Source organism: Pseudoroseomonas ludipueritiae (assembly GCF_014490445.1).
Lineage (GTDB): Bacteria > Pseudomonadota > Alphaproteobacteria > Acetobacterales > Acetobacteraceae > Pseudoroseomonas > Pseudoroseomonas ludipueritiae.
The window spans coordinates 1-26,592 of record NZ_JACTUZ010000014.1 but is presented as its reverse complement, the minus strand read 5'-3'; the positions used below and the strand labels follow the sequence as shown (position 1 = coordinate 26,592).

Below are 26,592 nucleotides of genomic sequence, written 5' to 3'. Positions count from 1 at the left end.
TCACTCGCCACTGCGGCATCATCGAGACCGGCAACGAGAGCTGGCGATTCAAGAATCGCGCCTGAATGCCTCCTCAGCATGCCTCACAAAGGGGGGGACCCTTTTACACGCCGATCCGCGATGCCGTCTGACATCCTGAACTACCCTCGCCTTTGCCCGACTGAAGGTAGATCGCGAGATCTGCACAAACCGTTTAGAATCAAGAGAGGGTGGCGGAGGGGATGGGATTCGAACCCACGAAAGGGATTATCTCCCTTTAACGGTTTAGCAAACCGCCGCCTTCGGCCACTCGGCCACCCCTCCGCAGGGTGTTGAAGTTACACGGCGTATGCAGGCGTGCTTCTAGCGGCGGCCGAAGGCTTCGTCAAATGGCAAAGGGCCGTGTTTAAGCCAGTTTTACCTCGAAACCGCGTGCCACCCCCGGCCGGGCCATCATCCGGTCGTACCAAGCGCGCACATTGGGGTACTCCGCCAGGTCGATCTGGTGCCGCTCATGCCGCCAAGCCCAGCCGATGACGGCGTAGTCAGCGATGCTCGGCTCGCCTTCCGTGGCCAGGAAGTCCCTGCCCGCCAGATGCTTGTCCATGACGCCGTAGAGCCGGCGGGTCTCCTTGCCGTAGCGTTCCAGGCCAAAGTCGCGGGCAGGGCCTTCCGGCTGGCCCAGGAAGAAGTGCACCTGCCCCGGCATCGGCCCAAAGCCCGCCATCTGCCACATCAGCCACTCGTAAACCGCGGTACGGCCGCGCGGATCGGCGGGAAGGCCCTTGCCGGTCTTCTCGGCCAGGTAGAGCAGGATGGCGCCGGATTCGAAGACGCTGATCGGCTGCCCGTCTGGCCCCTCGGTATCGACGATGGCCGGGATCTTGTTGTTGGGCGCGATCTTCAGGAACTCAGGGTCGAACTGCTCGCCCTTGGTAATGTCGATGACCTTGACCTCGTAGGGCAGGCCCATCTCCTCCAGCGCCACGCTGATCTTGCGGCCGTTGGGGGTATTGTAGGTGTAGAGGGTGATCATGCCGTGGCGCTTCCGTCCCTGCGAGTCCCAGGGGCGGAAGCGTGGCACAGCATGGTCGGTCAGGCCAGCTTGCGCTTGAGGATGTCGTTCACCAGCGCCGGGTTACCCTTGCCCTGCATGGCCTTCATGGTCTGGCCGACAAAGAAGCCGAAGAGCTTGTCCTTGCCGCTGCGATACTCGGCCACCTTGTCGGCATTCTTGGCCATGACCTCGTCGATCATCGCCTCGATGGCGCCGGTATCGGTCACCTGCTTCAGGCCGCGCTCTTCGACGATGGCGGCGGGCGGCTTGCCCGTCTCGAACATCGCTTCCAGCACGTCCTTGGCCAGCTTGCCGGACAGCGTGCCATCCTTGATCAGGTCCAGCAGCCCGCCCAGGTTCTCGGCCGAGACGGGAGAATCGCCGATGCCATGGCCGGTGCGGTTCAGGCCCGCGAAGAAATCGCCGGTGACCCAGTTGGCCGCCATCTTCGGGTCGCGGCCAGCGGCCACAGTCTCGTAGAAGGCCGCCGTTTCCTTTTCCAGCGTCAGCACATGGGCGTCGTAGGGCGTCAGGCCGTAGTCGCCGACATACCGGGCGCGGCGCGCATCCGGCAGTTCCGGCAGGCCGGCCTTCAGCTGCTCCACCCAGCCCTGCTCCAGCACCAGCGGCGGAAGGTCGGGGTCCGGGAAGTAACGGTAGTCATGCGCATCCTCCTTGGAGCGCATCGACCGGGTCACGCCGCGGGAGGTATCGAACAGGCGGGTTTCCTGCACGACCTCCTCACCCGCTTCCCAGACGTCCACCTGCCGGCGTGCCTCGGCCTCCACCGCCTGCATCACGAAGCGGATGGAGTTGACGTTCTTCACCTCGCAGCGCGTGCGGAATTCCTCGCCCGCCTTGCGGACGGAGACGTTCACGTCCGCGCGCAGCGAGCCCTGCTCCATATTGCCGTCGCAGGTGCCGAGATAGCGCAGGATCTGCCGCAGCTTGGTCAGATAGGCGCCCGCTTCCTCGGGGGAACGCAGGTCGGGCTCCGACACGATCTCCATCAGCGCCACGCCGGACCGGTTGAGGTCGATGTAGCTCTTGGTCGCGTGCTGGTCGTGCAGCGACTTGCCGGCGTCCTGCTCCAGATGCAGGCGCGTGATGCCGATCTGCTTGGTGCTGCCATCCGCCAGCTCGATCTCGATCTCGCCCTTGCCGATGATCGGGAACTCGTACTGCGAGATCTGATAGCCCTGCGGCAGGTCCGCGTAGAAGTAGTTCTTGCGGTCGAAGCGCGACCACAGGTTCACCTGCGCGTTCAGGCCGAGGCCCGTACGCACGGCCTGCGCCACGCATTCGCCGTTGATCACCGGCAACATGCCGGGGAAGCCGGCATCGATGAAGCTGACCTGGCTGTTAGGCTCCGCGCCAAATTCGGTGGCGGCGCCGCTGAACAGCTTGGCCTTGGAGGTGACCTGGGCGTGCACTTCCAGCCCGATCACCACTTCCCAGGCGCCCGTGGCGCCTTCGATCGTGTAGCTCATGCCGCGGCCTTCAAGGCGGGGGTGGCGGTAAACTTGGCGGCCTGCTCGATGGCGCGGCCGACAGCGAAGACGGTTTCCTCGTCAAAGGACTTGCCGAGCACCTGCAGGCCCAGCGGCAGCCCCTGCGCGTCCAGCCCGGCGGGCACGGAAAGGCCCGGAATGCCGGCGAGGTTGGCCGTCACGGTGAAGACGTCGTTCAGGTACATCGCGACCGGGTCGTCCTGCTTCTCGTCGCGACCGAAGGCGGCGGAGGGGGTCGCCGGCGTCAGGATGGCGTCCACCTTGCCCCAGGCCTCGTCGAAGTCGCGCTTGATCAACGTGCGGATCTTCTGCGCCTTCAAGTAGTAGGCGTCATAGTAGCCGGCGCTCAGCACATAGGTGCCGATCATGATGCGGCGGCGCACTTCCTCGCCGAAGCCGGCGCGGCGGGTGCGCTCGTACAGATCCTTCAGGTCCACGCCGTCCTCGCGCAGGCCGAAGCGCACGCCGTCGTAGCGGGCGAGGTTGGAGGAAGCCTCGGCCGGGGCCACGATGTAGTAGGTCGGCAGCGCGTACTGGGTATGCGGGAGGCTGATATCCACCGTCTCGGCGCCCGCTTCCTTCAGCCAGGCGATGCCCTGCTGCCACAGCGCCTCGATCTCCGCCGGCATGCCCGGCAGGCGGTATTCCTTGGGGATGCCGATGCGCAGGCCCTTCACGCCACGCTTGCAGGCCGCCGCGAAGTCCGGCACCGGCATGTCGGCGCTGGTAGAATCCCTGGGGTCGAAGCCGGACATGGAGCCGAGCAGGATGGCGCAGTCCTCGACCGTGCGCGCCACCGGCCCCGCCTGATCGAGCGAGGAGGCGAAGGCCACGGTGCCGAAGCGGGAGACGCGGCCATAGGTCGGCTTGATGCCGGCGATACCGCAGAAGGCGGCGGGCTGGCGGATGGAGCCGCCCGTATCGGTCGCCGTGGCACCGAGCGCCAGCCGCGCCGCCACCGCCGCGGCGGAGCCGCCGGAGGAGCCGCCGGGCACCAGCGCGGCATCGCTGTTCTGGCGCTTCCACGGGTTCTCGACACCACCGAAGGCCGAGGTGGCGTTGGAGGAGCCCATGGCGAATTCGTCGAGATTCGCCTTGCCCAGGAACACGGCGCCATCCCGCAGCAGGTTGGCGGTCACGGTGCTCTCATAAGGCGGCACGAACTCGCCCAGGATCTTGCTGGCCGCCGTGGTGCGGATGCCGGTGGTGCAGAACAGATCCTTGATGGCCAGCGGGATGCCGGTCAGCGGCTTGGCCTCGCCCTTGGCCAGCGCGGCCTCGGCGGTCTTGGCCTGCTCCAGCGCGGCCTCGGCCGTCACGGTGATATAGGCGTTGATGCGCGGGTTCAGCGTCTCGACGGCGGAGAGATAGCTCCGCGTCAGCTCCACAGCGCTCAGGTCGCGCTTCACCAGCAGGTCGCGGGCCTCGGCCAGCGTCAGGTCGAAAATGCTGTCCATGGCGATCACTCCACCACCTTGGGAACCGCGAAGAAGGCATCGGCCCGGTCCGGCGCATTGGCCAGCACCTTGTCCTGGATACCGCCATCGGTGACCTCGTCGGCACGCATGCGCAGCGCCTGGGTACCGCCGCCCGCCATGGGCTCGACGCCATCGGTATTCACGGCTTGCAGTTGCTCGATCCAGCCCAGGATGCCGTTCAACTCGGATTGCAGGCGGGGCAGCTCGTCTTCCTCGACCCTGATGCGGGCAAGCGACGCGACGCGCCGAACGGTGGCGGTGTCGAGCGACATGTGTGGTCTATCTTTCAGTGTGTGTTGGCACGTGGTGTTGGCACGCCTGAGCGGCCGGACCATAACCACCGGCATGCCCTTGTTCAACCTGAGCGACCTTCGCGCCGGTCTCGCGCGCCACCAGCGGCTGATCGGCCTGGACCCCGGCAAGCGGGTAGTGGGGGTCGCGCTGTCCGATGTCACGCTCATGCTGGCGAGCCCCTATGGAGGACTGAAGCGGGGCAAGCTGGCTGCCAATGCCGCCGAGATCGGCGCCATTGCCCGCAAGGAGGGCGCCGGTGGGCTGGTGGTCGGCCTGCCTTTGGGGTTGGATGGCAGCTTCGGCCCTGCAGCGCAGGCGGCGAAGGACTGGGCCATGGCGCTTTCCGAGGCCACTGGCCTGCCGGCGGCGCTCTGGGATGAACGGCTCTCATCCTCGGCCGTCAATCGCATGTTGATTCAAGAAGCGGACATGACCCGCGCGAAGCGTGCTCAAATCGTGGACGCGGCCGCCGCTGCCTATATGTTACAAGCCGCATTGGACGCCACCGCCCCTCCGCCCTCCTGAGACGTCGCCAGCCAAGACGGCATGCCGGACAACTTAGCCGACCTGATCGCCGACCTTTATGACATGGCCACCGGCGGGTGCCCGGATGGCCTCGGCTGGCAGGCGGTACTGGATCGCATGGCGCGCCTCAGCGGTTCACAAAGCGGTATCCTGCATATCTCCACGCCAGCCGAGCAAAGCGAGATCCTGGGTGCGTATGGCTGCGACAGCGCCATGGCGGAAGCCTATGAGGCGCATTTCCATCGCCACGACATTTTTCGCATCCCCTTCCGCAGCTTTCAGGCTGGCAAGCTGCTGCTGAGCCAGACTTATGTGGCGGACGAGGACGTCGCGCGCTCGGAGTTCCATAACGACTTCCTCAGCCGCTTGGTCGGCAATGCCTTCTACAATGCCGGCGCCTACTGGGAGCTGCCCGGCAAGCAGTTGCTCTTTCTGGGCATGCAGCGGACGCGGGGGGCAGGCCCGCTGTCCCGGCAGGGGGCCGATCTACTGCAGCAGATCCTGCCACATCTGCCGCGCGCGATACGACTGGCCGAGCGGGCCGGCGCCACTCGGGAAGCGCGGGGTTTTGGCCTTGATGCCCTCGACCTGCTGCCCAGCGGCGTGCTGGTGCTGGAGGCGGACCGGCGCGTCGCCTTTGCCAACCGGGTGGCAGAACGGTTGATACAACGCGCTGGCATGGTCTCGCGCCCCGGCGGCCAGATCCGCCTGCGCCTGCCGGAAGAGGACAACAGGCTGGCTCAGCTGGTCCGGCAGGCCACACGGCGGGAAAGTGGCATCCCTCCGCTGCCCGGCACCATGCTCTGTGCCCGCGATGCCGGGCCGGGCCTGCAGCTCGCCCTGCTCGTGGTGCCCTTTCAACCCCGGCAGCACCAGCGCACCGAGGGCAGCCGCCCGCTGGCCCTGGTGCTGATCACCGACCCGCCTGGCCAGCCGGGTGACCTGGTGGGGCAGATTGTCCAGCTCTTCGGCCTCAGCCCCTCGGAAGCCGAAGTGGCGGTAGCGCTGGCCAGCGGCCTGAGCCCCGAGGACATCGCGCGGGAGCGGGCGGTGCAGGTCAATACCATCCGCGGCCAGATCAAGTCGGCCATGCTCAAGACCGGCACCCGGCGGCAGGGGGAGTTGATCCGCCTGCTGCTTTCCCTGCCCCGGCTGGCTCCGGGAGCCTGAGCGGAGCTGAGTTGTCGGAGGGGCCTTCCGGCCGGGCGGCAGCGCCGTTATGGTCGCGCGCCTCTAGCCGGACTGATCCTTGCCATGGTCGCTTATCCGCACCGGCATCTCCTTGCCCTCCAGGGGCTGGAGCCGCCTTACATCGCCGATCTGCTGGATCTGGCTGAATCCTACGCCCTGTTGAACCGCAGCGGAAAGACGCAGCGGGACCAGCTGAAGGGCCGGACGCTGATCAACCTGTTCTTCGAGGACAGCACCCGCACCCGCACCTCCTTCGAACTGGCGGGCAAGCGGCTGGGTGCCGACGTGATCAACATGTCCGTCTCCCAGTCCAGCGTGAACAAGGGGGAGACGCTGCTCGACACGGCCTCCACCCTCAATGCCATGCATTGCGACCTGCTGGTGGTGCGCCACGCGCAGTCCGGCGCCCCCGCCCTGCTGAGCCAGAAGGTGGACGCGGCGGTGATCAATGCCGGCGACGGCACGCATGAGCATCCGACCCAGGCGCTGCTGGACGCTCTGACCATCCGCCGCCGCAAGGGTGCGCTGGAGAACCTCACGGTCGCCATCTGCGGCGACGTGCTGCACAGCCGGGTGGCGCGCTCGAACATCCACCTGCTCTCTGCCATGAACTGCCGCGTGCGCGTGGTGGGACCGCCGACCCTGCTGCCCGCCGAGGTGGAGCGCATGGGCGTGGAGGTCTTCCACGACATGAGATCCGGCCTGCGGGATGCCGACGTGGTCATGATGCTGCGCCTGCAGAAGGAGCGCATGGCCGGCGGCCTGGTACCTTCCGCCCGCGAGTATTTCCGCTTCTTCGGCCTGGATGCCGCCAAGCTGGCCGTGGCCAAGCCGGACGCCATCGTCATGCATCCCGGCCCGATGAACCGCGGCGTCGAGATCGACAGCGCCGTGGCGGACGACCCTGTGCGCAGCGTCATCGGCGAACAGGTGGAAATGGGCGTCGCCGTGCGCATGGCGGTGCTCGATGTGCTTTCGCGTAACCTGCGGCGGAACGCCCGGCCATGATCCCCTCCCCGGACATCCTCTTCACCAATGCCCGGCTGGTGGACCCTGCCTCCGGCCTGGACGCGGTGGGTAGCCTGCTGGTCAGCCGTGGCGTCATCACCGACCATGGCGGTTCGCTGGGCGTGCCCGATGGCGCCACGGTGGTGGATTGCGGCGGTGCCGTACTGGCCCCCGGCCTGATCGACCTGCGCGCCAGCCTGGGCGAGCCGGGCAGCGAGTATCGCGAGACCATCGACAGCGCGGCCGAGGCGGCTGCGGCAGGCGGCATCACCACCCTCTGCGCCCTGCCCGATACGGTGACGCCGCTGGATGACCCGGCGCTGCTGCAATTCGTCTGGCGGCGCGGCGAAGCTGGCGGCAGCCTCTCCATCCTGCCCTACGGCGCCGCCACCAAGGGTTGCGCCGGCAAGGACCTGTCGGAATTCGGCCTGCTGCGGGAGGCCGGCGCCGTGGCCTTCACCGATGGCTCCCGCGCCATCGCCAATGCCCGGACCATGCGGCTGGCGCTTTCTTATTCCCGTGCCTTCGGCACCTTCGTGGTGCAGCACCCGGAGGAGCCCGACCTGGCCCGTGGCGGCGTCGCCACCGAGGGCGAAATGGCCAGCCGGATGGGCCTGCCCGGCATCCCCGCCGCCGCCGAGGCGATGATGGTGGCGCGCGATATCGCGCTGGCCCGCATCACCAAGGGCCACGTGCATTTCGCCCATGTCTCCACCGGCGCGGCACTGGATCTGATCCGGCAGGCGAAGGATGAGGGCCTGCGCGTCACCTGCGACACGGCGCCCCCTTATTTCGACCTGAACGAAACCGCCATCGGCGACTTCCGCACCTATGCCAAGCTCTCGCCCCCGCTGCGGCGGGAGGAGGACCGGCTGGCGGTGGTGGCGGCGCTGAAGGATGGCACGATCGACGCCATCGCTTCCGACCACCAGCCACGCGACGCGGACGACAAGCGCCTGCCCTTCGCCCAGGCCGAGCCCGGCGGTGCCGGGCTGGCCACCCTGCTGGGCGTGACGCTCTCCCGTGTGCATGGCGGCGACCTGACGCTGCCGCAGGCGCTGGCCTATATGACGCAGAAGCCCGCCGAGCTGCTGGGCCTGGAGACCGGCCGCCTGACCCGCGGCGCTCCCGCCGACCTCGTGCTCTTCGACCTGGAGCGCGGCTGGAAGGTCGAGGACGGCAAGCTGCCCGGCAAGGCGCAGAACACGCCCTTCGACGGCCGGCCGTTGGAAGGCCGGGTGCTGGGCACCTGGAAGGCCGGGCGGCGCGTCTTCGGATGAACACCCCGCTCATCGCGGCCGCCGTTATTGGCTATCTCTCCGGCTCCGTGCCCTACGGGCTGCTGCTGACGCGCGCGGCGGGGCTGGGCGATATCCGCTCCATCGGCAGCGGCAATATCGGCGCCACCAATGTGCTGCGCACCGGCAACAAGAAGGTGGCTGTCGGCACGCTGCTGCTGGATGCACTGAAGGGCGCCGTTCCGGTGCTGGCCTTCACCGCCCTCTGGGGCCGGGATGCCGGGCTGCTGGCGGGTATCGCCGCCTTGCTGGGCCACGTCTTTCCGGTCTGGCTGCGCTTCAAGGGCGGCAAGGGCGTGGCCACCGGCGCCGGCATCCTGCTGGCGGCCTCCTGGTGGATCGGGCTGCTTTGCGCGTTGATCTGGGTGGCCATGGCCAAGATCACCCGCATCTCCTCCGCCTCGGCTCTGACGGCCTGCGTGGCGGCACCGGTGATCGCGCTGCTGGCCGGTGACAGGCTGCTGGCGGGCTTCGCCCTGGTGGTGGCTCTCATCATCCTCTGGCGCCACGCCGACAATATCCGCCGCCTGCTGGCGGGTACCGAACCGAGGATCGGCAAGGGCAAGTGAACCGGGCCGAAACCCTCGCCCTGCTGCGGCTGACGCGCACCGAGGGTATCGGCCCCCTCACCTGGCGCCGGCTGTTGGGGCAGTACACCACCGCCAGCGCGGCGCTGGAGGCACTGCCGCGCCATGCCGCCCGCCGCGCTTCCCCCTTCAAGCCTTATCCTGCCGCCGAGGCGGAGCGGGAGCTGGACCGGCTGGAAGATCTCGGCGGCCGCTTCCTGGTCTGGGGCGGGGAGGATTACCCACCCCTCCTGGCCCTGCTGGAGGACGCGCCGCCGCTGCTGGCGGTGGTCGGCGATGCCGCCTGCCTGCATGCCCGCCAGGTCGCCATCGTGGGTGCCCGGAACGCTTCCGCCCTGGGCCGCCGCATGGCCGGGGAACTGGCCGAGGCACTGGCGGAGCAAGGCATCGTCGTGACATCCGGCCTGGCACGCGGCATCGACGGCGCGGCGCATACCGGCGCCCTGCGGAGCGGGCGGAGCGTCGGGGTGGTGCCGGGCGGCCTTGATGTCGCCTATCCGCCGGAACACGCGGAATTGCAGTCGGCACTGGCGGAGGGCGGCGCGGTGGTCGCCGAGGCACCGCTCGGCACTGCCCCAATCGCCCGGCACTTCCCGCGCCGCAACCGCATCATCGCCGGCCTGAGCCTGGGCGTTGTGGTGGTGGAAGCCGCCTACCGCTCTGGCACCTTGATGACGGCGCGGCTGGCGCTGGAGGCCGGGCGCGAGGTCTTCGCCGTGCCGGGCAGCCCGCTGGACCCGCGCTGCGCCGGCTCCAACGACCTGATTCGCCAGGGCGCCCACCTGACCGGTACGGCGGCGGATGTGCTGGAGCACCTGCCGGATGCGCCGCACCCTATGCCCTTGTTCCGCCCCGCTTCCCCCCGCGCCCAGGCACCTTCGCCGCAACCGGCGGTGGCGGCGGAAGGAGGGGCTTCCCAACTCCTTGATTTGATAGGGAACAGCCCGGTCGCAGTTGACGAGTTGCTTCGGCGCTGCCACCTCTCGGTTGCTGCGGTGCAAAGCATCCTGCTGGATCTGGAGCTGGAGGGGCGTATCGAGACCCTTCCCGGCAACCGGGTTGTCCGCAGCGCCTGATGACTGAATCCGCCTGGGTCCGGCCCGCCCCCTTCGTGGCCAGAGAGAGCACGCGACACCTGCCATGACCGACGTCGTCGTCGTCGAATCGCCGGCCAAGGCGAAGACCATCAACAAGTACCTGGGTCAGGACTTCACCGTCCTGGCCAGCTTCGGCCATGTGCGCGACCTGCCCGCCAAGGACGGCAGCGTGCGCCCGGAGGAAGACTTCGCCATGGACTGGTCCTCCGAGGACCGGGGCGAGAAGCAGGTCTCGGCCATCGCCAAGGCCGTGAAGGGCGCCAAGCGCCTCTTCCTGGCCACCGACCCCGATCGCGAAGGCGAGGCCATTTCCTGGCATGTGCAGGAGATGCTGCGGCAGAAGGGCGCCCTAAAGGGCGTCGAGGTTCACCGCATCACCTTCAACGAGATCACCAAGCGCGCTGTGCAGCACGCGCTGGCGCATCCGCGCGACCTCGATACGCCGTTGATCGAGGCTTATCTCGCCCGCCGCGCGCTCGATTACCTGGTGGGCTTCACGCTCTCCCCGGTGCTGTGGCGCAAGCTGCCCGGCAGCCGCTCGGCGGGCCGCGTGCAGTCCGTGGCGCTGCGCCTGATCTGCGAGCGTGAGGCCGAGATCGAGGCCTTCAAGGCGCGGGAATACTGGACCGTCGAGGGCAAGTTCCTCACCGTCAATGGCGCGCCCTTCACCGCCCGGCTGACGCATCTGGAGGGCAAAAAGCTCGACCAGTTCGACCTGCCGGACGAGGCGAGCGCCATGCGCGCCCGCGCCGCCGTGGAAGCCGGCAGCTTCACGGTCGTCAATGTCGAAACGAAGCGCGTCCGCCGCAACCCGCCGCCGCCCTTCACCACCTCGACCCTGCAGCAGGAATCCTCGCGCAAGCTGGGCTTCGGCGCGCAGCAGACCATGCGGCTGGCCCAGCAGCTCTACGAAGGCGTGGACATGCAGGGCGAGACGGTCGGCCTGATCACCTACATGCGTACGGACGGCGTGCAGATGGCGCGGGAGGCGATGTTCGCCATCCGCGACCATGTGAAGGACGCCTTCGGCCCCGACTACATCCCGGCCGCGCCGCGCGAATATTCCTCCAAGGCCAAGAACGCGCAGGAAGCGCACGAGGCCGTCCGCCCCACCGACGTGCGCCGCACGCCGGAACAGGTCGCCCGCTTCCTGAGCCCCGAGCAGCGCCGGCTTTACGAGCTGGTCTGGAAGCGTGCCGTGGCCAGCCAGATGCAGTCCGCCGAGCTGGACCAGACGGCGGTGGACATCGCCTCCGGCGGCACCAAGCTCCGCGCCACCGGCAGCGTCATCGCCTTCGACGGCTTCCTGAAGCTGTACCGAGAGGACGTGGACGACGCCGTGGGCGACGACGAGGAAGGCCGCACCCTGCCGCCGATGCGGCAGGATGACCCCTCCAAGCTGACCGCCGCCCAGGCCGACCAGCACTTCACCCAGCCGCCGCCGCGCTATTCCGAAGCCTCGCTGGTGAAGAAGATGGAGGAGCTCGGTATCGGCCGCCCCTCCACCTACGCCTCCATCCTGCAGACACTGCAGGACCGCGACTACGTGAAGCTGGACAAGCGCCGCTTCATGCCGGAGGACCGTGGGCGGCTGGTGACCACCTTCCTGGTCTCCTTCTTCGAACGCTACGTGGACCCGCATTTCACCGCCGGGCTGGAAGAGCAGCTCGACGACATCTCCGGCGGCCGTGCCGACTGGCGCGCGGTGATGCGCGCCTTCTGGGACGAGTTCAACGCCGCCGTCGCCGCCACCAAGGACCTCACCATCACCGAGGTCATCGACGCGCTGGACGAGGAACTAGGCCGCCACTTCTTCCCCACCCCGGCGGATGGCGGCGACCCTCGTGAATGCCCGAATTGCCATAGCGGCCGACTGGGCCTGCGGCTGGGGCGGAATGGCGCCTTCATCGGCTGCTCCAACTATCCGGAATGCCGCTACACCCGCCCGCTGGCGGTGCCGGGCGGCGAGGCGGAGGGCGAAGGCGGCGGCCTCGCCGGTGGGCACAAGGTGTTGGGCGTGGACCCGGTCTCTGGCCAGGAGGTCACGCTCCGGCGCGGCCCCTATGGCGTCTATGTGCAGCTCGGCGAGGGCGGCACAGATGCCAAGGGCAAGCCCACCAAGCCACGCCGCACCAGCCTGGCGCGCGGCATGGACCCGGAGACGCTGACGCTGGAGCGGGCCCTGGCGCTGCTCTCCCTGCCCCGCGTCATTGGCCTGCATCCGGAAACCGGCGACGAGATCACCGCCGCCATCGGCCGCTTCGGGCCCTATGTGAAGATGGGCAGCATCTTCAAGTCGATCGACAAGGACGATGATGTCCTCTCCATCGGCATCAACCGTGCTGTCTCTTTGCTGGCGGATGCCGCCGCGCGGGTGCGTGGGCTGGGGCCTCACCCCAAGGACGGGGAGCCGGTGGAGGTCAAGAAGGGCCGCTTCGGTCCATTCGCGCAGCATGCTGGCTTCGTCGCCAGCCTGCCGCGCGACATGACCATGGAAGAGATCACGCTGGACCAGGCGGTGGCGCTGCTGGCCGAGAAAGGCAAGAAGCTGCCGCCCAAGGGCAAGAAGGGCGCGGCCACCAAGAAGGCCCCGGCGAAGAAGGCGGCTGCCACGGCCAGCGAGGCGGCACCGAAGCCGAAGAAGGCTGCGGCCGCGAAGAAGCCTGCTGCGGCCAAGAAGCCGGCGGCCGAAAAGGCTGCCGCAAAGCCCGCAAAGGTGAAGGCCTGAGCGGCCCCTCCGATAACGGTGGCGGCACCCTGCCGCCACTGCCGACGCGCGAGCAGCTTCGCCGCTTCCTGCGTGATGCGCCGGGCGATGTTGGCAAGAGCGACATCGTCCGCCACTTCGGCCTGACGGTGGACCAGCGCCCTGCCCTGCGTGCCCTGCTGCGGGAGCTGGAGGCGGAAGGCACGGTTGTCCGCTCGGGCCGCCGCCGCGCCCGCGACAGCCAGAAGCTGCCGGAAATCGCGGTGGTGGAGGTCTTCGGCACCGACCCCGATGGCGACCCCCTCGCCCGCCCCGTGGAATGGGAGGGGGAAGGCCGTCCGCCGCTGGTCTATATGCGGCCCGAGCGCCCTGGCCAGCCCGCCCTGGCGCCCGGCGAGCGGGTGCTGGCGCGGCTGCGTTCCATGGGCGGCGGCAAGTATGACGGCCGCACCTTCAAGCGCCTGGGCAGCGCCGGCACCGCCCGCGTGCTGGGCATCTTCAGCAATGGCCGCGTGGTGCCGGTGGACAAGCGCCAGAAGGCGGAATGGTCCGTGCCGGCCGGCGAGGATGGCGGCGCCGAGCCCGACGAGCTGGTGCTGGCCGAGCCCATCACGCATGTCGGTGCCGGCCTGCGCCCGGTCCGCATTGTCGAGCGCCTGGGGCGGATGGATTCGCCACGCGCTGTCTCCTTGATCTGCATCCACCAGCACGGCATCCCGGAAGCCTTCTCGCCCGAGGCCCTGGCCGAGGCGGAGGCCGCCGGCCCGGTGGAGCTGCAAGGGCGCGAGGACCTGCGCGATATCCCCCTCGTCACCATCGACGGAGAGGATGCACGGGACTTCGACGACGCCGTCTGGGCCGAGGCGGAAGGCACCGGCTGGCGCGTCATCGTCGCCATCGCGGATGTGGCGCATTACGTCCGCAGCGGCAGCGCGCTGGACGACGATGCGCGCACGCGCGGCAACAGCGTCTATTTCCCCGACCGCGTCGTGCCGATGCTGCCGGAGGCGCTCTCCAACGGCTGGTGCAGCCTGAAGCCTGGCGAGAACCGCGGCTGCCTTTTCGTTGAGATGCATTTCGATGCCGCCGGCATCAAGACCGGGCATCGCTTCGGCCGCGGCCTGATGCGCTCCGCCGCCAGGCTGACCTACGAGCAGGTGCAGGAAGCGCATCTGCGCGGCGAGATGACCGAGACCCTCGCCCCGCTCTTCGGCGCCTATGCCGCCCTGCTGGCGGCGCGGGAGAAGCGCGGCACGCTGGACCTCGACCTGCCTGAGCGCCGCGTGCTGCTCGACGAGAATGGCCAGGTGCGTGACGTGGTGCCGCGCCAGCGCCTCGATGCCCACCGGCTGATCGAGGAATTCATGGTCGCCGCCAATGTCCGCGCGGCCGAGACGCTGGAGAAGACCCGCCAGCCCTGCATGTACCGTGTGCACGACCGGCCCTCAGACGAGAAGCTGGAAGGGCTGCGGCAGTTCCTGGACAGTTTCGACCTCGACCTGCCGGCGGCGGGCGAGCTGCGGCCCCGCCACTTCGCCGACCTGCTGGAAAAAACCAAGGACATGCCGGAAGCCCGGCTGATCCATGAGGCTGTGCTGCGCGGCCAATCCCAGGCCGAATACAGCCCGGAGAACATCGGCCATTTCGGACTGGCGCTGCCGCGATACGCGCATTTCACCAGCCCGATCCGCCGCTACGCCGATCTGCTGGTGCATCGCGCGCTGATCGCTGGCCTGAAGCTGGGGCCGGAGGGCATTCCTCCTGCCGATGCCGAGGAATTCGCCGCCATCGGAGAGGCCATTACCCGCACAGAACGCCGTGCCGCCGCCGCGGAGCGGGATGCGGTGGACCGCTTCCTGACTGGCTTCATGGCAACACGCACCGGCAGCATATTCGCCGCGCGTATTTCGGGGGTGACACGCTTTGGCCTCTTCGTCACCGTAGAGGAGAATGGCGCGAGCGGAATCGTGCCATTGTCATCCCTGCCGGACGACCGATGGATTCACGAGGAGGCCGAGCGTCGGCTCTCCGGCCGCCACACGCGGCTGGCTTTCAGCCTGGGACAGGCCGTGGAGGTCCGTCTGGCCGAAGCGGCGCCCCTGACGGGCGGGCTGGTCTTCCACATCCTGCAGGGCGTGCCGCCACGCGGCGCGAGGAAGCGGTAGCGGGCGCCGCGCTCCTGCTCCGGCGCCCCGGCCTGGTCCTGGTGCTGCTGGCCCTGCTGCTCGCGGCGCCCGCCCGCGCGCAGGAGGCGCCCTTCCCGCGCTCCGTGGTCCTGCCGGCGTTGCAGCAGGCCTTCACCGCCATCATTGAGCGCCACCTGGAATCCGCCGCGCCCGCCGACATGGCGCTGTGGTCGCTGCGGGGCCTTGGCGCCGTGGACACCCGCCTGGGAACGGAGGTCTCCAATGGCCGGATGCGGCTGAGCATCGACGACCGGCTGCTGCTCGAACAGCCGGTGCCGCTTTCCGTGCCCGTGCCGCCGCCACCAGGCCGCCCCGGACCCCGCCAGTCCTCCGCCGAGGAGCCTGCCGCCGAGGCGCTGGCCGGGCTTCTGACACGCTTCTACGGCGCCGCCTGGGCCGCCTCGCCCCTGCTGCAGCGTGCCGGCACCGAGCGGATGCTGCAGGCCGGCTTCGATGAGCTGTTCAACCACCTCGACCCCTACAGCCGCTATGTCACCGCCGATGAGGCGCTGCAGGCGCGTGAACGGCGGGTCGGGCAGTCTTCCCTGGGCCTGCGGCTGGCCGCCGGGCGACGGGGCACGGTGGTCATCGCCTCGCTGGTACCCAACGGTCCTGCCGCCGAGGCCGGGCTGCGGGAGGGCGACCAGCTGGTCTCCATCGACGGCTACCCCGTCTCCGCGCGCTACATCACCGATGCGGCGGAGCTTCTGGAGGGGCTTGCGGGCACTGAGGTCACGCTGGTGCTGCGCCGGGGCAACCAGCGCCACACGGTGACCCTTCTGCGCAGCGCGGCACCGGCCAGGGCGCTGAGGGTAGAGCGGCAGGAAGGCATCCTGTGGCTGCGCCTCACCGCCTTTTCTTCTCATACCACCGAGACCCTCTCCGCGGTGCTGAACGAGGCTTTCGCGGAGCCGCAGCCGCCGCGTGGCGTGGTGCTGGACCTGCGCGGCAACCGCGGCGGCGTGCTCTCCCAGGCCATGTCGGTGGCCGATGCCTTCCTGACCGGCGGGCCCATTGCCAGCAGCCTGGGGCGGCATCCGGATTCGGTGCGCGCCTGGACGGCGGCCGGCACTGACCTCTCCCACTCCCGGCCGCTGGTGATCCTGGTGGATGGCCGCACCGCCTCCTCGGCCGAGATCGTGGCGGCGGCATTGTCGGACCGTGGGCGTGCCGCCGTGGTGGGCAGTTCCACTCTCGGCAAAGGTCTGATCCAGATCGTCATCCCCCTTTCCAATGGCGCGGAGGTGCTGATCTCCTGGTCCCGCGTGCTGGCGCCGCAGGGCTGGCCGGTGCAGGGCCTGGGCGTACAGCCGACCATCTGCACCAGCCTTGGCCTGGAATCGGTGCGGATGGAGATGGCACAGCTCAGCAATGGCCATGCGCCCCGCGCGGCGGTGCTGGCCCGGCTGCGCGCCGCCCGCCCCCCTGTGCCGGCCAGCGAGGTCGCCGCCCTGCGCGCCACCTGCCCCCCTGCCGAGGAGCGGGAACTGGATTCGGAGGTCGCGAAGGCTTTGATCGACCATCCAAGGCTGCTGGCGACGGCCCTTTCCCCTTGATTCAGCGCCAAATGCAAGGATCCGCTTGACTGTAGCGGGTGGCGCGCTAGGTTCCGCCCCCTGATCAGACCCCCGGGAATGCGGCTCCGTATCGCCCGGCTCAGCCCGCACCCCGCCCGGTTGACCACTGGGGCGACCACGGAAGAATTGTCATGGCCAAGTCCAACACGATCCTCATCAAGCTCATCAGCACCGCCGATACCGGCCACTTCTACGTGACGAAGAAGAACACGCGCTCCACGACCAACAAGCTGGAGTTCAAGAAGTACGACCCCGTCGCGCGCAAGCACGTCGTGTACCGCGAAGGCAAGATCAAGTAAGCAGCGCCGCCCGCCATCTGGCGGGCGCAGCGATGCTGCTTCGAAGGGCTCTTCCCTGCCGGGAAGGGCCCTTTTTCGTGAGCGGATGCTGCCCTCAGGCCACGCCGGCGCTGCGGCGGCGCCAATCCTCCGGCACGGCCAGTTCCACCCGGTTGCGGCCATTGGCCTTGGCCCGGTAGAGCGCGGCATCGGCGGCCGAGGTCAGGTCGTCCAAGGTATCGCCTGGCCGGCTGATGGCCACGCCAATGCTGGCGGTGATGGCCAGCGGCTTGTGCTGCTCCAGCGCCACCGGCGAATCGAGCAGCGATTCGCGCAGCCGCTCGGCCACCTGCACAGCTTCCTCCTGCCCGGCGCCGGCCAAGGCGACGACGAACTCCTCGCCGCCGAAGCGCGCCACGACATCCACGGCCCGCAGATGCTGCCGCATCCGCAGCGCGACATCCTGTAGCACCTGATCCCCGGCGGCATGGCCATAGGTGTCGTTGACTGTCTTGAAGCGGTCCACGTCCAGCATCAGCAGCGCCACGCCCCCGACCCTTAGCAGCCCTTCCAGGTGCCGGGTGATGTAGCGGCGGTTGCGCAGCCCCGTGAGGCCATCCGTGATCGCCATTTCCAGCGAGCGGTTCAGTTCCGCCTGCAGCCGCTCCTGATAGCGCTTGCGGCGGATCTGGTTGCGCGCACGGGCCCGTAATTCGTTGGGGTCCACCGGCCGCAGCACATGGTCGTTCGCGCCAAGGTCGAAGCCGCGCAGGATCAGGTTCTTCTGGTCCGCATCGCCGATCAGCAGCACCGGCAGATCCCGTGTCGGGGCCTGGGCGCGCAGGCGGGAGGCAAAGCGCAAGCCACCGCCCTCCATCGATAGGCTCAACAGCGCCAGGTCGTATTGCTCATCCTGCAGCATGGACCAAGCCGTGCCCGGGTCCGAGGCCAGCCGGATCTGGATGCCATCGCCGGAGAGCACACAGGACAGCAGCTCCGCCTCGTTCACATCCTCCGTCACCAGCAGCGCATCGGCGCCGGCCAGGCTGGTGGAAGGCTGTGGCTCCGGCGTGAAGCCGAGCTCCTGCGCCGTCTCGGCACGCAGGCGGAAGGCATCCAGCACCTGCTTCATGCGCAGCAGCGCCCGCAGCCGGGCGAAGAGCGTCGGGTGATCGACCGGCTTGGAGAGGAAATCATCCGCCCCTGCCTCCAGCCCCCGCACACGCTCCGCCGGGTCCACCAGCGCGGTGATCATGACAACGGGAATATGCGCGATGTCGGGATTGGCCTTGAGGCGGCGGCAGACCTCGTAGCCATCCATGCCGGGCATCATCACATCGAGCAGGATGACGTCCGGCATCCATTCCGCCGCGCGCACCAGCGCCTCGGGGCCTGAGGAGGCCAGCGCGACCTCGTAATACTCGGCGTTCAGCCTCGCTTCCAGGAGACGCAGATTGGCGGCGATATCATCCACCACCAGGATACGCGCACTCATGCCGCCGGCTCCTCCGCCGCAGGAAGACGGCAAGGGACCACCGGGGCCCCCCACCGAGTTGTAACAGCGCCGCCGCACCACCTCTGACTGGCATCATAGGAGTGACAGAGGCGGTCTTGCCAGCCAGAGCCGCGGCGTCGCCACACGCTACCTGGCAAGATCCGAATACGGTGCCTAGCGCGGTTCCCGCTCAATCAGCATCATCCAAGACTGGTGAACATTTTCTTACCAATCCGGCCACGCAACAGATCAGCGTGCCTGGAACTGCGTCTTACCAAAAAGCTGCTCACGCTCCGCATCGCTTATCGGGCCCTTCCGCTGATTTTCCGCGAGCACGGCCACGCCACGCTGCACAGCCGGCCGCGCGGCAATGGCATCGTGCCACCGCTTCACACCCGGATACTCGGAGAGGTCGATGCCACGGCGGTCGGGGTTACGAACCCAGGGAAAGGTCGCGATATCGGCGATGGAATACTCGTCGCCGGCCAGATAGGCGCTGGCGCTGAGGCGCTTCTCCAGCACGCGATGCAGGCGCTTCACCTCATTCTCGTAGCGCTCGATGGCATAGGGCAGCTTCTCGGGCGCATAGGCAGCGAAATGGTTGTACTGGCCGAACATCGGCCCCACGCCGCCCATCTGGAACATCAGCCACTGCAGGCAGGTGTAGCGCGCCGCCGCACCCGCCGGGATCAGCCGCCCCGCCTTCTCCGCCAGATAGATCAGGATCGCACCGCTTTCGAAAAGCTGGATGCGCTGCCCATCCGGCCCCTCCGTGTCCACGATGGCGGGAATGCGGTGATTGGGGGTGATGGCCAGGAATTCCGGGCTGAACTGTTCACCCTTGCCGATGTTCACCGGCACCAGGCGGTAAGGAAGCTCCAGCTCCTCGAGTGCGATATGGACCTTATGTCCGTTCGGGGTTGGCCAGCTCCAGACATCAATGGTCATGCTCTACCTCGATCCTTGCCCCGGGCAGATAGGAGTTCCAGCCCCACCAAAAAGCCTAGCCGCCGGAAAGATCGGAGACGAAGCCTGACAGCACCATGCCGAATATCAGGTCCAGCAGCACGAAACCCACTGCCCTGCCGCCACCGACCTGCAAGGCCAGCCCGGTGCCGAACCATTGCAGCCACAATGCATATCCCAGCCCCGCCAGTTCCACCGTCTGCCCCAGCCAGCCCGGCAGCCCCGTGCCGGAGACCAGCCCCACCAGCAGGATTAGGCCGTACTGCATCACGCTGATCCAGTTCCAGGTGGCCAGGAAACGCGGCCAGAGCGGCGCGCGGCCAGCCGCGATCGCCATGGGCAGCGTGGCCAGAGCATAGCCCGCCCAGCCCACCGCGAAGCCGCACAATTCCGCCAGCAGGGCGCGGCCGGTCAACGGCTGGTCGCTCAGCACCAGGCGCAGGATCAGAAAGACCGGCAGGCAAAGCGCCGCGGCCCAGAAGGACCGGGCGGCGCCCTCGGCCGAGATCGGCATCAGCATGATGCCTTCCACGCGCCCCCGAGCGAGCAGCAGCGCGCCGCGCAGGCCAGCGCGCATCTCCGTCAATCCGGCAGCGCTCGGCGGGCGCGGGCTCAGGCGACGATCCGTGCCGGCAGCAGCGCGGCGATCACGGCGGCATAGAGACGGGACAAGGACCGCAATTCCTCCACGGGCGTAGATTCATCGGCCTTGTGCATGGTGGTGCCCACCGCGCCCAGTTCCGCCACAGGGCAGTAGCGCGCAATGAAGCGGGCATCCGAGGTGCCGCCACCGGTATCTAGCGCCGGCTCCACTCCCGCCGCCTTCCTGGTCGCGGTTTGTAGCGCGGCGACAAAATCGCCCGGCTGGGTCAGGAAGGATTCGCCGGAGCAGGAGACATCCAGCTCATAGCGCGCGCCCTCGGCCTCCAGCACATCGCGGATGCGGGCGGTCAGCTTGGCGCTGCTGTGCAGGTCGTTGAAGCGGATGTTCATCCGCGCCCGCGCCACCGGCGGGATGACATTGGTGGCCGGGTTGCCGACATCGAAGCTGGTGACCTGCAGGGTCGAAGGCTCGAACCACTCGCTGCCGGCATCAAGCGGCTCGGCTGTCAGCCTGTGCAGCACACGCACCAGCCGGTGGATGGGATTGTCGGCGCGCTGCGGATATGCGCTGTGCCCCTGCACGCCATGCAGCGCGATGGAGACATTCATGCTGCCCCGACGGCCGATCTTGATGGTGTCGCCCAGCACCGCCTTGCTGGTCGGCTCCCCCACGATGCACATGTCGGGGATCTGGCCATTGGCTTCCATCCACTCCAGCACGCGCACGGTGCCGTCGGTGGCCGGCCCTTCCTCATCGCCCGTGATCAGCAGCGAAAGGCTGCCTGGCAGGTCCGGCGGCAGGGAGGCCACGGCGGCGACCCAGGCGGCGATGCCGCCCTTCATGTCCACCGCGCCACGGCCATAGACAGTGCCCTCCCGCACCTCCGCCGCGAAGGGATCGGTGCTCCAGCCGCTGGCATCGCCGGGCGGCACCACGTCGGTATGGCCGGCGAAGCAGAGATGCGGCGCCCCGGTGCCACGGCGCGCGAAGAGATTCTCGACCTCGCCGAAGCGCAGGCGGGTGCAGGTGAAGCCCAGGGGCGCCAATGCCGCCTCCAGCACCGCCATCGCACCCGCATCGGCGGGCGTCACGCTCGGGCAGCGGATCAGGTCCTGGAGAAGCGGCAAAGGGTCCATGAGAGATACTTAGTCCCGCAGCAGCTCGTTGATGGAGGTCTTGCTCCGCGTCTGGGCATCCACCCGCTTCACGATCACGGCACAGTAGAGGCTCGGGCCCGGCGTACCATCCGGCAGCGGCTTGCCCGGCAGCGAGCCCGGCACCACCACGGAATAGGGCGGCACATGGCCGACAAAGACCTCGCCCGTCGCACGGTCGATGATCTTGGTGGAGGCGCCGAGGAAAACGCCCATGGAGAGCACGCTGCCCTCACCCACGATCACGCCCTCGGCCACTTCGGAGCGCGCGCCCACGAAGCAGTTGTCGCCGATGACCACCGGGTTGGCCTGCAGCGGCTCCAGCACGCCGCCGATGCCGGCGCCGCCGGAGATATGGCAGTTCTTGCCGATCTGGGCACAGGAACCGATGGTGGCCCAGGTATCGACCATCGTGTTCTCATCGACATAGGCGCCGAGATTCACGAAGGAGGGCATCAGCACCACGCCCTTGCCGATGAAGGCGGAACGGCGCACCACGGCGCCCGGCACGGCGCGGAAGCCAGCTTCCTTGAAGCGGTTCTCGCCCCAGTCCTTGAACTTCAGCGGAACCTTGTCGTAGGCGCCAAGGCCGACATCCATCGGCGCGCTGTCTTCCAGGCGGAAGGAGAGCAGCACCGCCTGCTTCAGCCACTGGTTGACCTGCCAGCCGCCCTTCCCATCCGGCTGCGCCACGCGGGCCTTGCCGGAATCCAGCAGCTCAAGCGCCGCCTCGATCGCCTGGCGGTCAGCACCCTGCGTGGCGGGCGAGATCTCGGCGCGGCGGGCCCACAGGCCCTCGATGGTGGAGGAAAGGCTGGCGAGGTCCATGGAATTTTCCCGATCGGCGCGAACTGAAAAAGAATGTCCGCGCCGGTATCGGGTGGGTCCGGGCTGCTGTCAACAATGGCCCGGCAAGCGAGGTCAGGGGCGGATCAGTGTGCCCGCGCCACCTTCGGTGAAGAGTTCGATCAGCACCGCATGCGGCACCCGGCCATCGACGATAACGGCGGCCTTCACGCCCTTCTCGATCGCGTAGATGCAGGTCTCGATCTTCGGGATCATGCCGCCCGAGATCCAGCCGGCCGCGATGCCGGCCCGCGCCTCGGCCACCGTCATCTCCGGGATCAGCTTCTTGTTCTCGTCCAGCACGCCGGCGACATCCGTCAGCATCAGCAGGCGCGAGGCATTCAGCGCGCCGGCGATGGCGCCCGCCGCCGTGTCGGCATTGATGTTGTAGGTCTGGCCATCGGCGCCCACGCCGACCGGCGCCACCACCGGCACGATCTGCGCGCCGATCAGCAGCTCCAGCACATGCGGGTCCACATGCTCCGGCTCACCGACGAAGCCGAGGTCCAGCACCTTCTCGATATTGCTCTCGGGGTCGAGGTAGGTGCGGGCCAGCTTCTTGGCGCGGATCAGGCCGCCATCCTTGCCCGAGATGCCGACGGCGATGGCGCCGGCGCGGGTGATGCAATCGGCCACCTGCTTATTGACGGTGCCGGAGAGCACCATCTCGACCACGTCCACCACATTGGCATCGGTCACGCGCAGGCCGTTGACGAACTGGGACTGCACGTTCAGCCGCTTCAGCATGGCGTTGATCTGCGGGCCGCCGCCATGCACCACCACGGGGTTCACGCCGACCTGCTCCAGCAGAGCGATGTCACGGCCGAAGCGATCCGCGGCCTCGGTCTCGCCCATGGCGTGGCCGCCGTACTTCACCACGATGGTCTGGTCGTCGTATCGCTTCAGCAGCGGCAGCGCCTCGGCGAGGAGTTCCATCTGGTTGCGCGCGTCTTGGTCCATGACGGTCCCTGTCCTGGCGAGGCTGCCTTCGCGCCGCCTCTAAAGTGCCAGGGCCAAGGGGTCAAGTTCGCGCCCATGACGGGCGCGAGGCGCTCAGGCGGCGTCGGGAAGTGGCGCCGCCAGGGCGGCCAGCTCCGCGCGCAGCTCCGGGATGCCGAGCCCGGTCTCGCTGCTGGTGGTGATCACCAGCGGGTGCGCGGCGGTGTATTTCTTCACCAGCGCCTGCGCTTCCTCCTGCCGCTTGGCCAGCGGCCCGGGCTTCACGTCATCGGCCTTGGTCAGCACGATCTGGAAAGTGACGGCGGCATCCGTCAGCAGCTTCATGGCCGCGTGGTCGGAAGCCTTGGTCTCGATCCGGCTGTCCAGCAGCAGCACCACGCGCCGCAGCGTCGGGCGGCCGCGGAGGAAGTTGAACATCAACCCCTGCCAGTCCTCCTTCACGCTCTTGGCGGCCTGGGCATAGCCGTAGCCAGGCATGTCGACCAGCACCAGCCGGTCGCCCAGGTTGAAGAAGTTCAGCTGCTTGGTGCGGCCCGGCGTGTGGGACACACGCGCCAGGCTGTTCTGCCCCGTCAGCGCGTTGGTGATGGAGGACTTGCCCACATTGGAGCGGCCGCAGAAGGCCACTTCGGGCAGGCCCGGCTCAGGCAGCTGATCGAGGGACTGGGCGGCGTAGAAGAAGTTGCAGGGGCGGCAGAACAGCAGCCGCCCCTCCTCCAGCGCCGCCGCGCGCTCGTCCTCGTCGCGCGCGTCGGCGAGGCTGGTCATCGCTTGACCTTCGCCAGCTTCTTGGCCTGGGCCCGCTCGGCACGCTCATGCCGGCTGATCCAGCCCTGCTGCGCCACGGAGAGCAGGTTGTTCCAGGACCAGTAGATCACGAGGCCCGCCGGGAAGCTCGCCAGCATGAAGGTGAAGATCACCGGCATCCAGGTGAAGATCTTGGCCTGGATCGGGTCCGGCGGCTGCGGGTTCATCTTCTGCTGCAGGAACATCGTGCAGCCCATGATGATGGCCCAGATCGGCATATGCAGCAGCTGCGGCGGGTCCCAGGGGATCAGGCCGAAGAGCGTGAAGAGGTTGGTCGGGTCCGGCGCCGAGAGGTCATGGATCCAGCCGAAGAAGGGCGCGTGCCGCATCTCGATGGTGACGAAGAGCACCTTATAGAGCGCGAAGAACACCGGGATCTGGATCAGGATGGGCAGGCAGCCGGAGGCGGGATTCACCTTCTCCGTCTTGTACAGCGCCATCATCTCGGCCTGGGCCTTGGCCGGGTCGTCCTTATACCGCTCGCGGATCTCGGTCATCTTGGGCGCGAGCAGCTTCATCCGCGCCATGGACTTGTAGGCCTTGTTGGCCAGCGGGAAGAACAGCGCCTTCAGCACAACCGTGAAGACCAGGATGGCGATGCCGAAGTTCCCGAACTGCTTGAACAGCCAGTCCAGCGCATAGAAGAACGGCTTGGTCAGGAAGTAGAACATGCCGAAATCGATCGCCTTGTCGAAATCGGTGATGTTCAGGCTGTCCCGGTAGCGGTCCAGCAGATGCACTTCCTTGGCGCCGGCGAAAACGCGGGTGCCCAGGCTGCCCGTGGCACCAGCGGCCACCTGCTGCGCGGCCGGCGGCGCGAAGTCCACCTGCCAGCGGTCCTGCCCACCCTCGGCCACATGGCGCCAGGCGGCCTTCATCGGCTGCGCGGTGTCCACGGGGTTGATGGCGGTCAGCCAGTACTTGTCGGTGAAGCCGGCCCAGCCACCGCTGGTCTCCTGCTCCAGCGCCACGCCCCGCTTCTCGGGGCCCACTTCCTTGGCGCTCTTGTAGGTCGTCTCGTGCAGGCGGCCGTCGAGCACGCCGACGAAGCCTTCATGCAGGATGTAGAAGCCAGCGACCTGCGGCGTCGCCTCACGGCGCACGCGCGCCCAGGGCAGCACGGAAACAGCCTCGGCGCCGTTGTTCACCACGCGCTGGTCGGCCTGGAACATGAAGTTCTCGTCCAGGCTCAGCACGATCTGGAAGGTCTGGCCCTGGCCGTTGTCCCAGGACAGCGTCACCGGCTTGCCCGGCGCCAGCGGCCCGCCCTGCGCCGTCCAGTCCGTCTCATTGTCCGGCACGCGGGTGCGGCCGTCGGCGGCGGACCAGCCCCACTGGGCGTAATAAGGCTGCACCTCGTCCCGCGGCGCGAAGAGGCGCACGTTGGGCGAGAGCTTGTCAGTGGTTTCGCGGTAGTCCCTCAGGACCAGGTCGTCGAGCCGTGCGCCGCGCAGGTTGAGGCTGCCAGCCAGGCGGGGGCTCTCGATCTTCAGGCGCTCAGGCGCCGGGCGGTTGGTGGCGGCAGCCTGGGCGGCATCGGCCGAGCCCGGGCTGGCCGGCGTCACCGCCGGCGCGCTGGTGCCCGGCGTGGTCTGCTGGCTGGCGACAGCCGGCGCGGGTTCAGGGGCCGGGGTCGTCTCGCGCTTCCACAGCTCGAAGCCCAGGACGATGAGGATCGAGAGCGCGATCGCCGCAAAAAGTCGCTTCTGGTCCATCGGAGCGGTGCCATCAGGCCTTCTGGTGGGCCGCCGTCGAAGCCGGCGGGCAATTCGATTCCACTTCCGCCTTCCCCGGTTCGGGGGGCGGGAGTGGCACGGGGTCGTATCCCCCAGGATGCCAGGGATGGCAACGGAGCAAGCGCCGCGCGGCGAGCCAGGAGCCCTGCGCGGCACCATGCGTGTCCAGCGCCTCGATCGCATAGGCACTGCAATGGGGGTAGAAGCGGCAATGGCTGCCGATTACGCCCCGCAGCGTCAGCTGGTAGGTGCGGACCGCGCCCTTCAGCAGCATCGCCGCCGGGGCACGCCCCTTCAGGCGGTTCACGGCGTGACGCCCAGCTGCTTCAGCAGACCACGAAGGTCGCCCAGCAGCTGGCGGAAGTTCCGCTCGCCGGTGGCCTCACGGCCGATCATCACCAGATCCCAGCCCTCGGGCGCACCCTCGGCCAGCATCAGGCGCGCGGCCTCGCGCAGCCGCCGCTTGGCGCGGTTGCGTGCCACGGCATTGCCCAGCTTCTTCGTGCAGGTAAAGCCCACGCGAAGCGGCCCCGCCGTTCCCGGCAGGGCCTGCAAAACCAGACCCGGCCGGGCGGCGCGGTTCCCCTTGCCGGCGACGCGCAGAAACTCGCGTCGCCGCTTCAGACGAGGCGGTGAGGCCAATGGCTGCTCCCCGCGTCCCGAAGCCTTAGGCGGAGAGCTTCTTCCGGCCCTTGGAGCGGCGGTTGCTCAGAACCTTGCGGCCACCGACGGTCTCCATGCGGGCACGGAAACCATGCCGGCGCTTCCGGACGAGCTTCGAGGGCTGATACGTACGCTTCACGAGCGTTACTCCGTCAAAAAATCCAGATCCAGGACCGTGCCGACCCGGATCGTGCCGGCGCGCCACAGCAAAACCGGACCGCCCGTGGAAAGGCCGCCCGGTGAAGGAGGGGACGTATAGGAAGTGGGGTGGTGGCGCGTCAACCGCCGTAACCTCCCGACACTCTTTTGCGGCACCATTTTGCCCCTCGGGGGTATGGAATTGGCCCCTGGTGGCGCCATAACGCCCTCCCTTGCCCTGGAAGGAGCGCAGACTCGATGGCCGAATCCAAAGCAACCAGGTCCGATGCCACCTGGGACGTGGCGATCATCGGGGGTGGCGCCGCCGGCCTGGCGGTGGCCGCCCGCTGCCTGGAGGCCGGCCGGCGGGCGGTGCTGTTCGAGCGTGAGGCTTCCGGCACCAGCCTGAAGCAGTCCGGCGCCGCCGATGCGCAGCGGCAGGCCGCGCAC

Annotated in this window: 26 protein-coding genes and 1 tRNA gene; 11 read left to right on the top strand and 16 right to left on the bottom strand. The window is 68.3% G+C overall.

Translation table 11 applies throughout. The features are described 5' to 3' along the window. Positions 1–210: 210 nt before the first annotated feature. The 5 genes from IBL25_RS06150 to gatC all read right to left on the bottom strand — a co-directional run bounded on the left by IBL25_RS06150 (position 211) and on the right by gatC (position 4,297). A tRNA-Ser gene (locus IBL25_RS06150) sits at positions 211–303 on the bottom strand. Between the two features lie 82 nt (positions 304–385). After that, positions 386–1,015 (bottom strand): glutathione S-transferase family protein, encoded by a 630-nt coding sequence (locus IBL25_RS06145; protein WP_187777675.1) that lies wholly within the window; start codon positions 1,013–1,015, stop codon positions 386–388. Positions 1,016–1,074: 59 nt separating this feature from the next. Beyond that, complete coding sequence (gene gatB / locus IBL25_RS06140) at positions 1,075–2,526, bottom strand: Asp-tRNA(Asn)/Glu-tRNA(Gln) amidotransferase subunit GatB (RefSeq protein ID WP_187777674.1); 1,452 nt, start codon at positions 2,524–2,526, stop codon at positions 1,075–1,077. Continuing rightward, the gene (gatA, locus tag IBL25_RS06135; RefSeq protein ID WP_187777673.1) at positions 2,523–4,004 is read right to left on the bottom strand and encodes an Asp-tRNA(Asn)/Glu-tRNA(Gln) amidotransferase subunit GatA; all 1,482 of its coding nucleotides are present in this window, start codon (positions 4,002–4,004) and stop codon (positions 2,523–2,525) included. The genes gatB and gatA overlap by 4 nt, the downstream gene beginning before the upstream one ends. Before the next feature lie 5 nt (positions 4,005–4,009). Continuing rightward, on the bottom strand, positions 4,010–4,297 hold the full coding sequence (gatC, locus tag IBL25_RS06130; protein ID WP_187777672.1) for an Asp-tRNA(Asn)/Glu-tRNA(Gln) amidotransferase subunit GatC: 288 nt from the start codon (positions 4,295–4,297) through the stop codon (positions 4,010–4,012). A gap of 73 nt (positions 4,298–4,370) precedes the next feature. Here gatC and ruvX point away from each other — a divergent pair, with 73 nt between their 5' ends. The 10 genes from ruvX (at position 4,371) to rpmG (ending at position 16,794) form a co-directional block, all read left to right on the top strand. Further along, positions 4,371–4,844: a Holliday junction resolvase RuvX gene (gene ruvX / locus IBL25_RS06125; protein ID WP_187777700.1), complete on the top strand. Its 474-nt coding sequence runs from the start codon at positions 4,371–4,373 to the stop codon at positions 4,842–4,844. Positions 4,845–4,865: 21 nt separating this feature from the next. After that, entirely contained in the window at positions 4,866–6,014 is a 1,149-nt protein-coding gene (locus IBL25_RS06120; protein WP_187777671.1) for a helix-turn-helix transcriptional regulator, read from the top strand. A gap of 84 nt (positions 6,015–6,098) precedes the next feature. After that, a complete protein-coding gene (locus tag IBL25_RS06115; RefSeq protein ID WP_187777670.1) occupies positions 6,099–7,043 on the top strand; it encodes an aspartate carbamoyltransferase catalytic subunit in 945 nt (314 codons plus the stop codon). Beyond that, the gene (locus IBL25_RS06110; protein ID WP_187777669.1) at positions 7,040–8,323 is read left to right on the top strand and encodes a dihydroorotase; all 1,284 of its coding nucleotides are present in this window, start codon (positions 7,040–7,042) and stop codon (positions 8,321–8,323) included. The genes IBL25_RS06115 and IBL25_RS06110 overlap by 4 nt, the downstream gene beginning before the upstream one ends. Then, the gene (gene plsY / locus IBL25_RS06105; protein WP_187777668.1) at positions 8,320–8,910 is read left to right on the top strand and encodes a glycerol-3-phosphate 1-O-acyltransferase PlsY; all 591 of its coding nucleotides are present in this window, start codon (positions 8,320–8,322) and stop codon (positions 8,908–8,910) included. Before IBL25_RS06110 ends, plsY begins: the two co-directional genes overlap by 4 nt. Next, the gene (gene dprA, locus IBL25_RS06100; protein ID WP_187777667.1) at positions 8,907–10,004 is read left to right on the top strand and encodes a DNA-processing protein DprA; all 1,098 of its coding nucleotides are present in this window, start codon (positions 8,907–8,909) and stop codon (positions 10,002–10,004) included. The genes plsY and dprA overlap by 4 nt, the downstream gene beginning before the upstream one ends. Positions 10,005–10,068: 64 nt before the next feature. After that, positions 10,069–12,753 (top strand): type I DNA topoisomerase, encoded by a 2,685-nt coding sequence (gene topA, locus IBL25_RS06095; protein ID WP_187777666.1) that lies wholly within the window; start codon positions 10,069–10,071, stop codon positions 12,751–12,753. Continuing rightward, positions 12,750–14,897: a ribonuclease R gene (gene rnr, locus IBL25_RS06090; protein WP_187777699.1), complete on the top strand. Its 2,148-nt coding sequence runs from the start codon at positions 12,750–12,752 to the stop codon at positions 14,895–14,897. The genes topA and rnr overlap by 4 nt, the downstream gene beginning before the upstream one ends. A 41-nt stretch (positions 14,898–14,938) precedes the next feature. Then, positions 14,939–16,474: a S41 family peptidase gene (locus IBL25_RS06085; protein WP_187777665.1), complete on the top strand. Its 1,536-nt coding sequence runs from the start codon at positions 14,939–14,941 to the stop codon at positions 16,472–16,474. A gap of 152 nt (positions 16,475–16,626) precedes the next feature. Beyond that, positions 16,627–16,794, top strand: coding sequence for a 50S ribosomal protein L33 (gene rpmG, locus IBL25_RS06080; protein ID WP_187777664.1), 168 nt, complete (start codon positions 16,627–16,629; stop codon positions 16,792–16,794). A 94-nt stretch (positions 16,795–16,888) separates the two neighbouring features. Here rpmG and IBL25_RS06075 read toward each other — a convergent pair whose 3' ends face one another. The 11 genes from IBL25_RS06075 to rpmH form a co-directional block, all read right to left on the bottom strand. After that, positions 16,889–18,268, bottom strand: coding sequence for a PleD family two-component system response regulator (locus IBL25_RS06075; RefSeq protein WP_187777663.1), 1,380 nt, complete (start codon positions 18,266–18,268; stop codon positions 16,889–16,891). A 249-nt stretch (positions 18,269–18,517) separates the two neighbouring features. Beyond that, positions 18,518–19,216 carry a glutathione binding-like protein gene (locus tag IBL25_RS06070; protein WP_187777662.1) on the bottom strand — a complete coding sequence of 233 codons (699 nt, stop codon included), beginning with the start codon at positions 19,214–19,216 and terminating at the stop codon, positions 18,518–18,520. A 55-nt stretch (positions 19,217–19,271) separates the two neighbouring features. After that, the gene (locus IBL25_RS06065; RefSeq protein WP_187777661.1) at positions 19,272–19,811 is read right to left on the bottom strand and encodes a hypothetical protein; all 540 of its coding nucleotides are present in this window, start codon (positions 19,809–19,811) and stop codon (positions 19,272–19,274) included. Between the two features lie 35 nt (positions 19,812–19,846). Continuing rightward, positions 19,847–20,974 (bottom strand): succinyl-diaminopimelate desuccinylase, encoded by a 1,128-nt coding sequence (dapE, locus tag IBL25_RS06060; RefSeq protein ID WP_187777660.1) that lies wholly within the window; start codon positions 20,972–20,974, stop codon positions 19,847–19,849. A gap of 9 nt (positions 20,975–20,983) precedes the next feature. Then, positions 20,984–21,820: a 2,3,4,5-tetrahydropyridine-2,6-dicarboxylate N-succinyltransferase gene (gene dapD / locus IBL25_RS06055; protein WP_187777659.1), complete on the bottom strand. Its 837-nt coding sequence runs from the start codon at positions 21,818–21,820 to the stop codon at positions 20,984–20,986. A 93-nt stretch (positions 21,821–21,913) separates the two neighbouring features. Next, a complete protein-coding gene (gene argB, locus IBL25_RS06050) occupies positions 21,914–22,798 on the bottom strand; it encodes an acetylglutamate kinase (protein ID WP_187777658.1) in 885 nt (294 codons plus the stop codon). A gap of 93 nt (positions 22,799–22,891) precedes the next feature. Then, on the bottom strand, positions 22,892–23,566 hold the full coding sequence (gene yihA, locus IBL25_RS06045) for a ribosome biogenesis GTP-binding protein YihA/YsxC (protein ID WP_187777657.1): 675 nt from the start codon (positions 23,564–23,566) through the stop codon (positions 22,892–22,894). Then, positions 23,563–25,320, bottom strand: coding sequence for a membrane protein insertase YidC (yidC, locus tag IBL25_RS06040; protein ID WP_187777656.1), 1,758 nt, complete (start codon positions 25,318–25,320; stop codon positions 23,563–23,565). Before yidC ends, yihA begins: the two co-directional genes overlap by 4 nt. 13 nt (positions 25,321–25,333) lie before the next feature. Continuing rightward, the gene (gene yidD / locus IBL25_RS06035) at positions 25,334–25,615 is read right to left on the bottom strand and encodes a membrane protein insertion efficiency factor YidD (RefSeq protein ID WP_187777698.1); all 282 of its coding nucleotides are present in this window, start codon (positions 25,613–25,615) and stop codon (positions 25,334–25,336) included. A gap of 29 nt (positions 25,616–25,644) precedes the next feature. After that, positions 25,645–25,983 carry a ribonuclease P protein component gene (rnpA, locus tag IBL25_RS06030; RefSeq protein ID WP_187777655.1) on the bottom strand — a complete coding sequence of 113 codons (339 nt, stop codon included), beginning with the start codon at positions 25,981–25,983 and terminating at the stop codon, positions 25,645–25,647. Between the two features lie 25 nt (positions 25,984–26,008). After that, positions 26,009–26,143, bottom strand: a complete 135-nt coding sequence (gene rpmH, locus IBL25_RS06025) for a 50S ribosomal protein L34 (protein WP_187777654.1) — start codon at positions 26,141–26,143, stop codon at positions 26,009–26,011. A 257-nt stretch (positions 26,144–26,400) separates the two neighbouring features. Between rpmH and IBL25_RS06020 the strand changes: the two genes are divergently transcribed. Beyond that, a partial coding sequence (locus IBL25_RS06020) for an FAD-dependent oxidoreductase (protein WP_187777653.1) occupies positions 26,401–26,592 on the top strand: 192 nt, incomplete at its 3' end.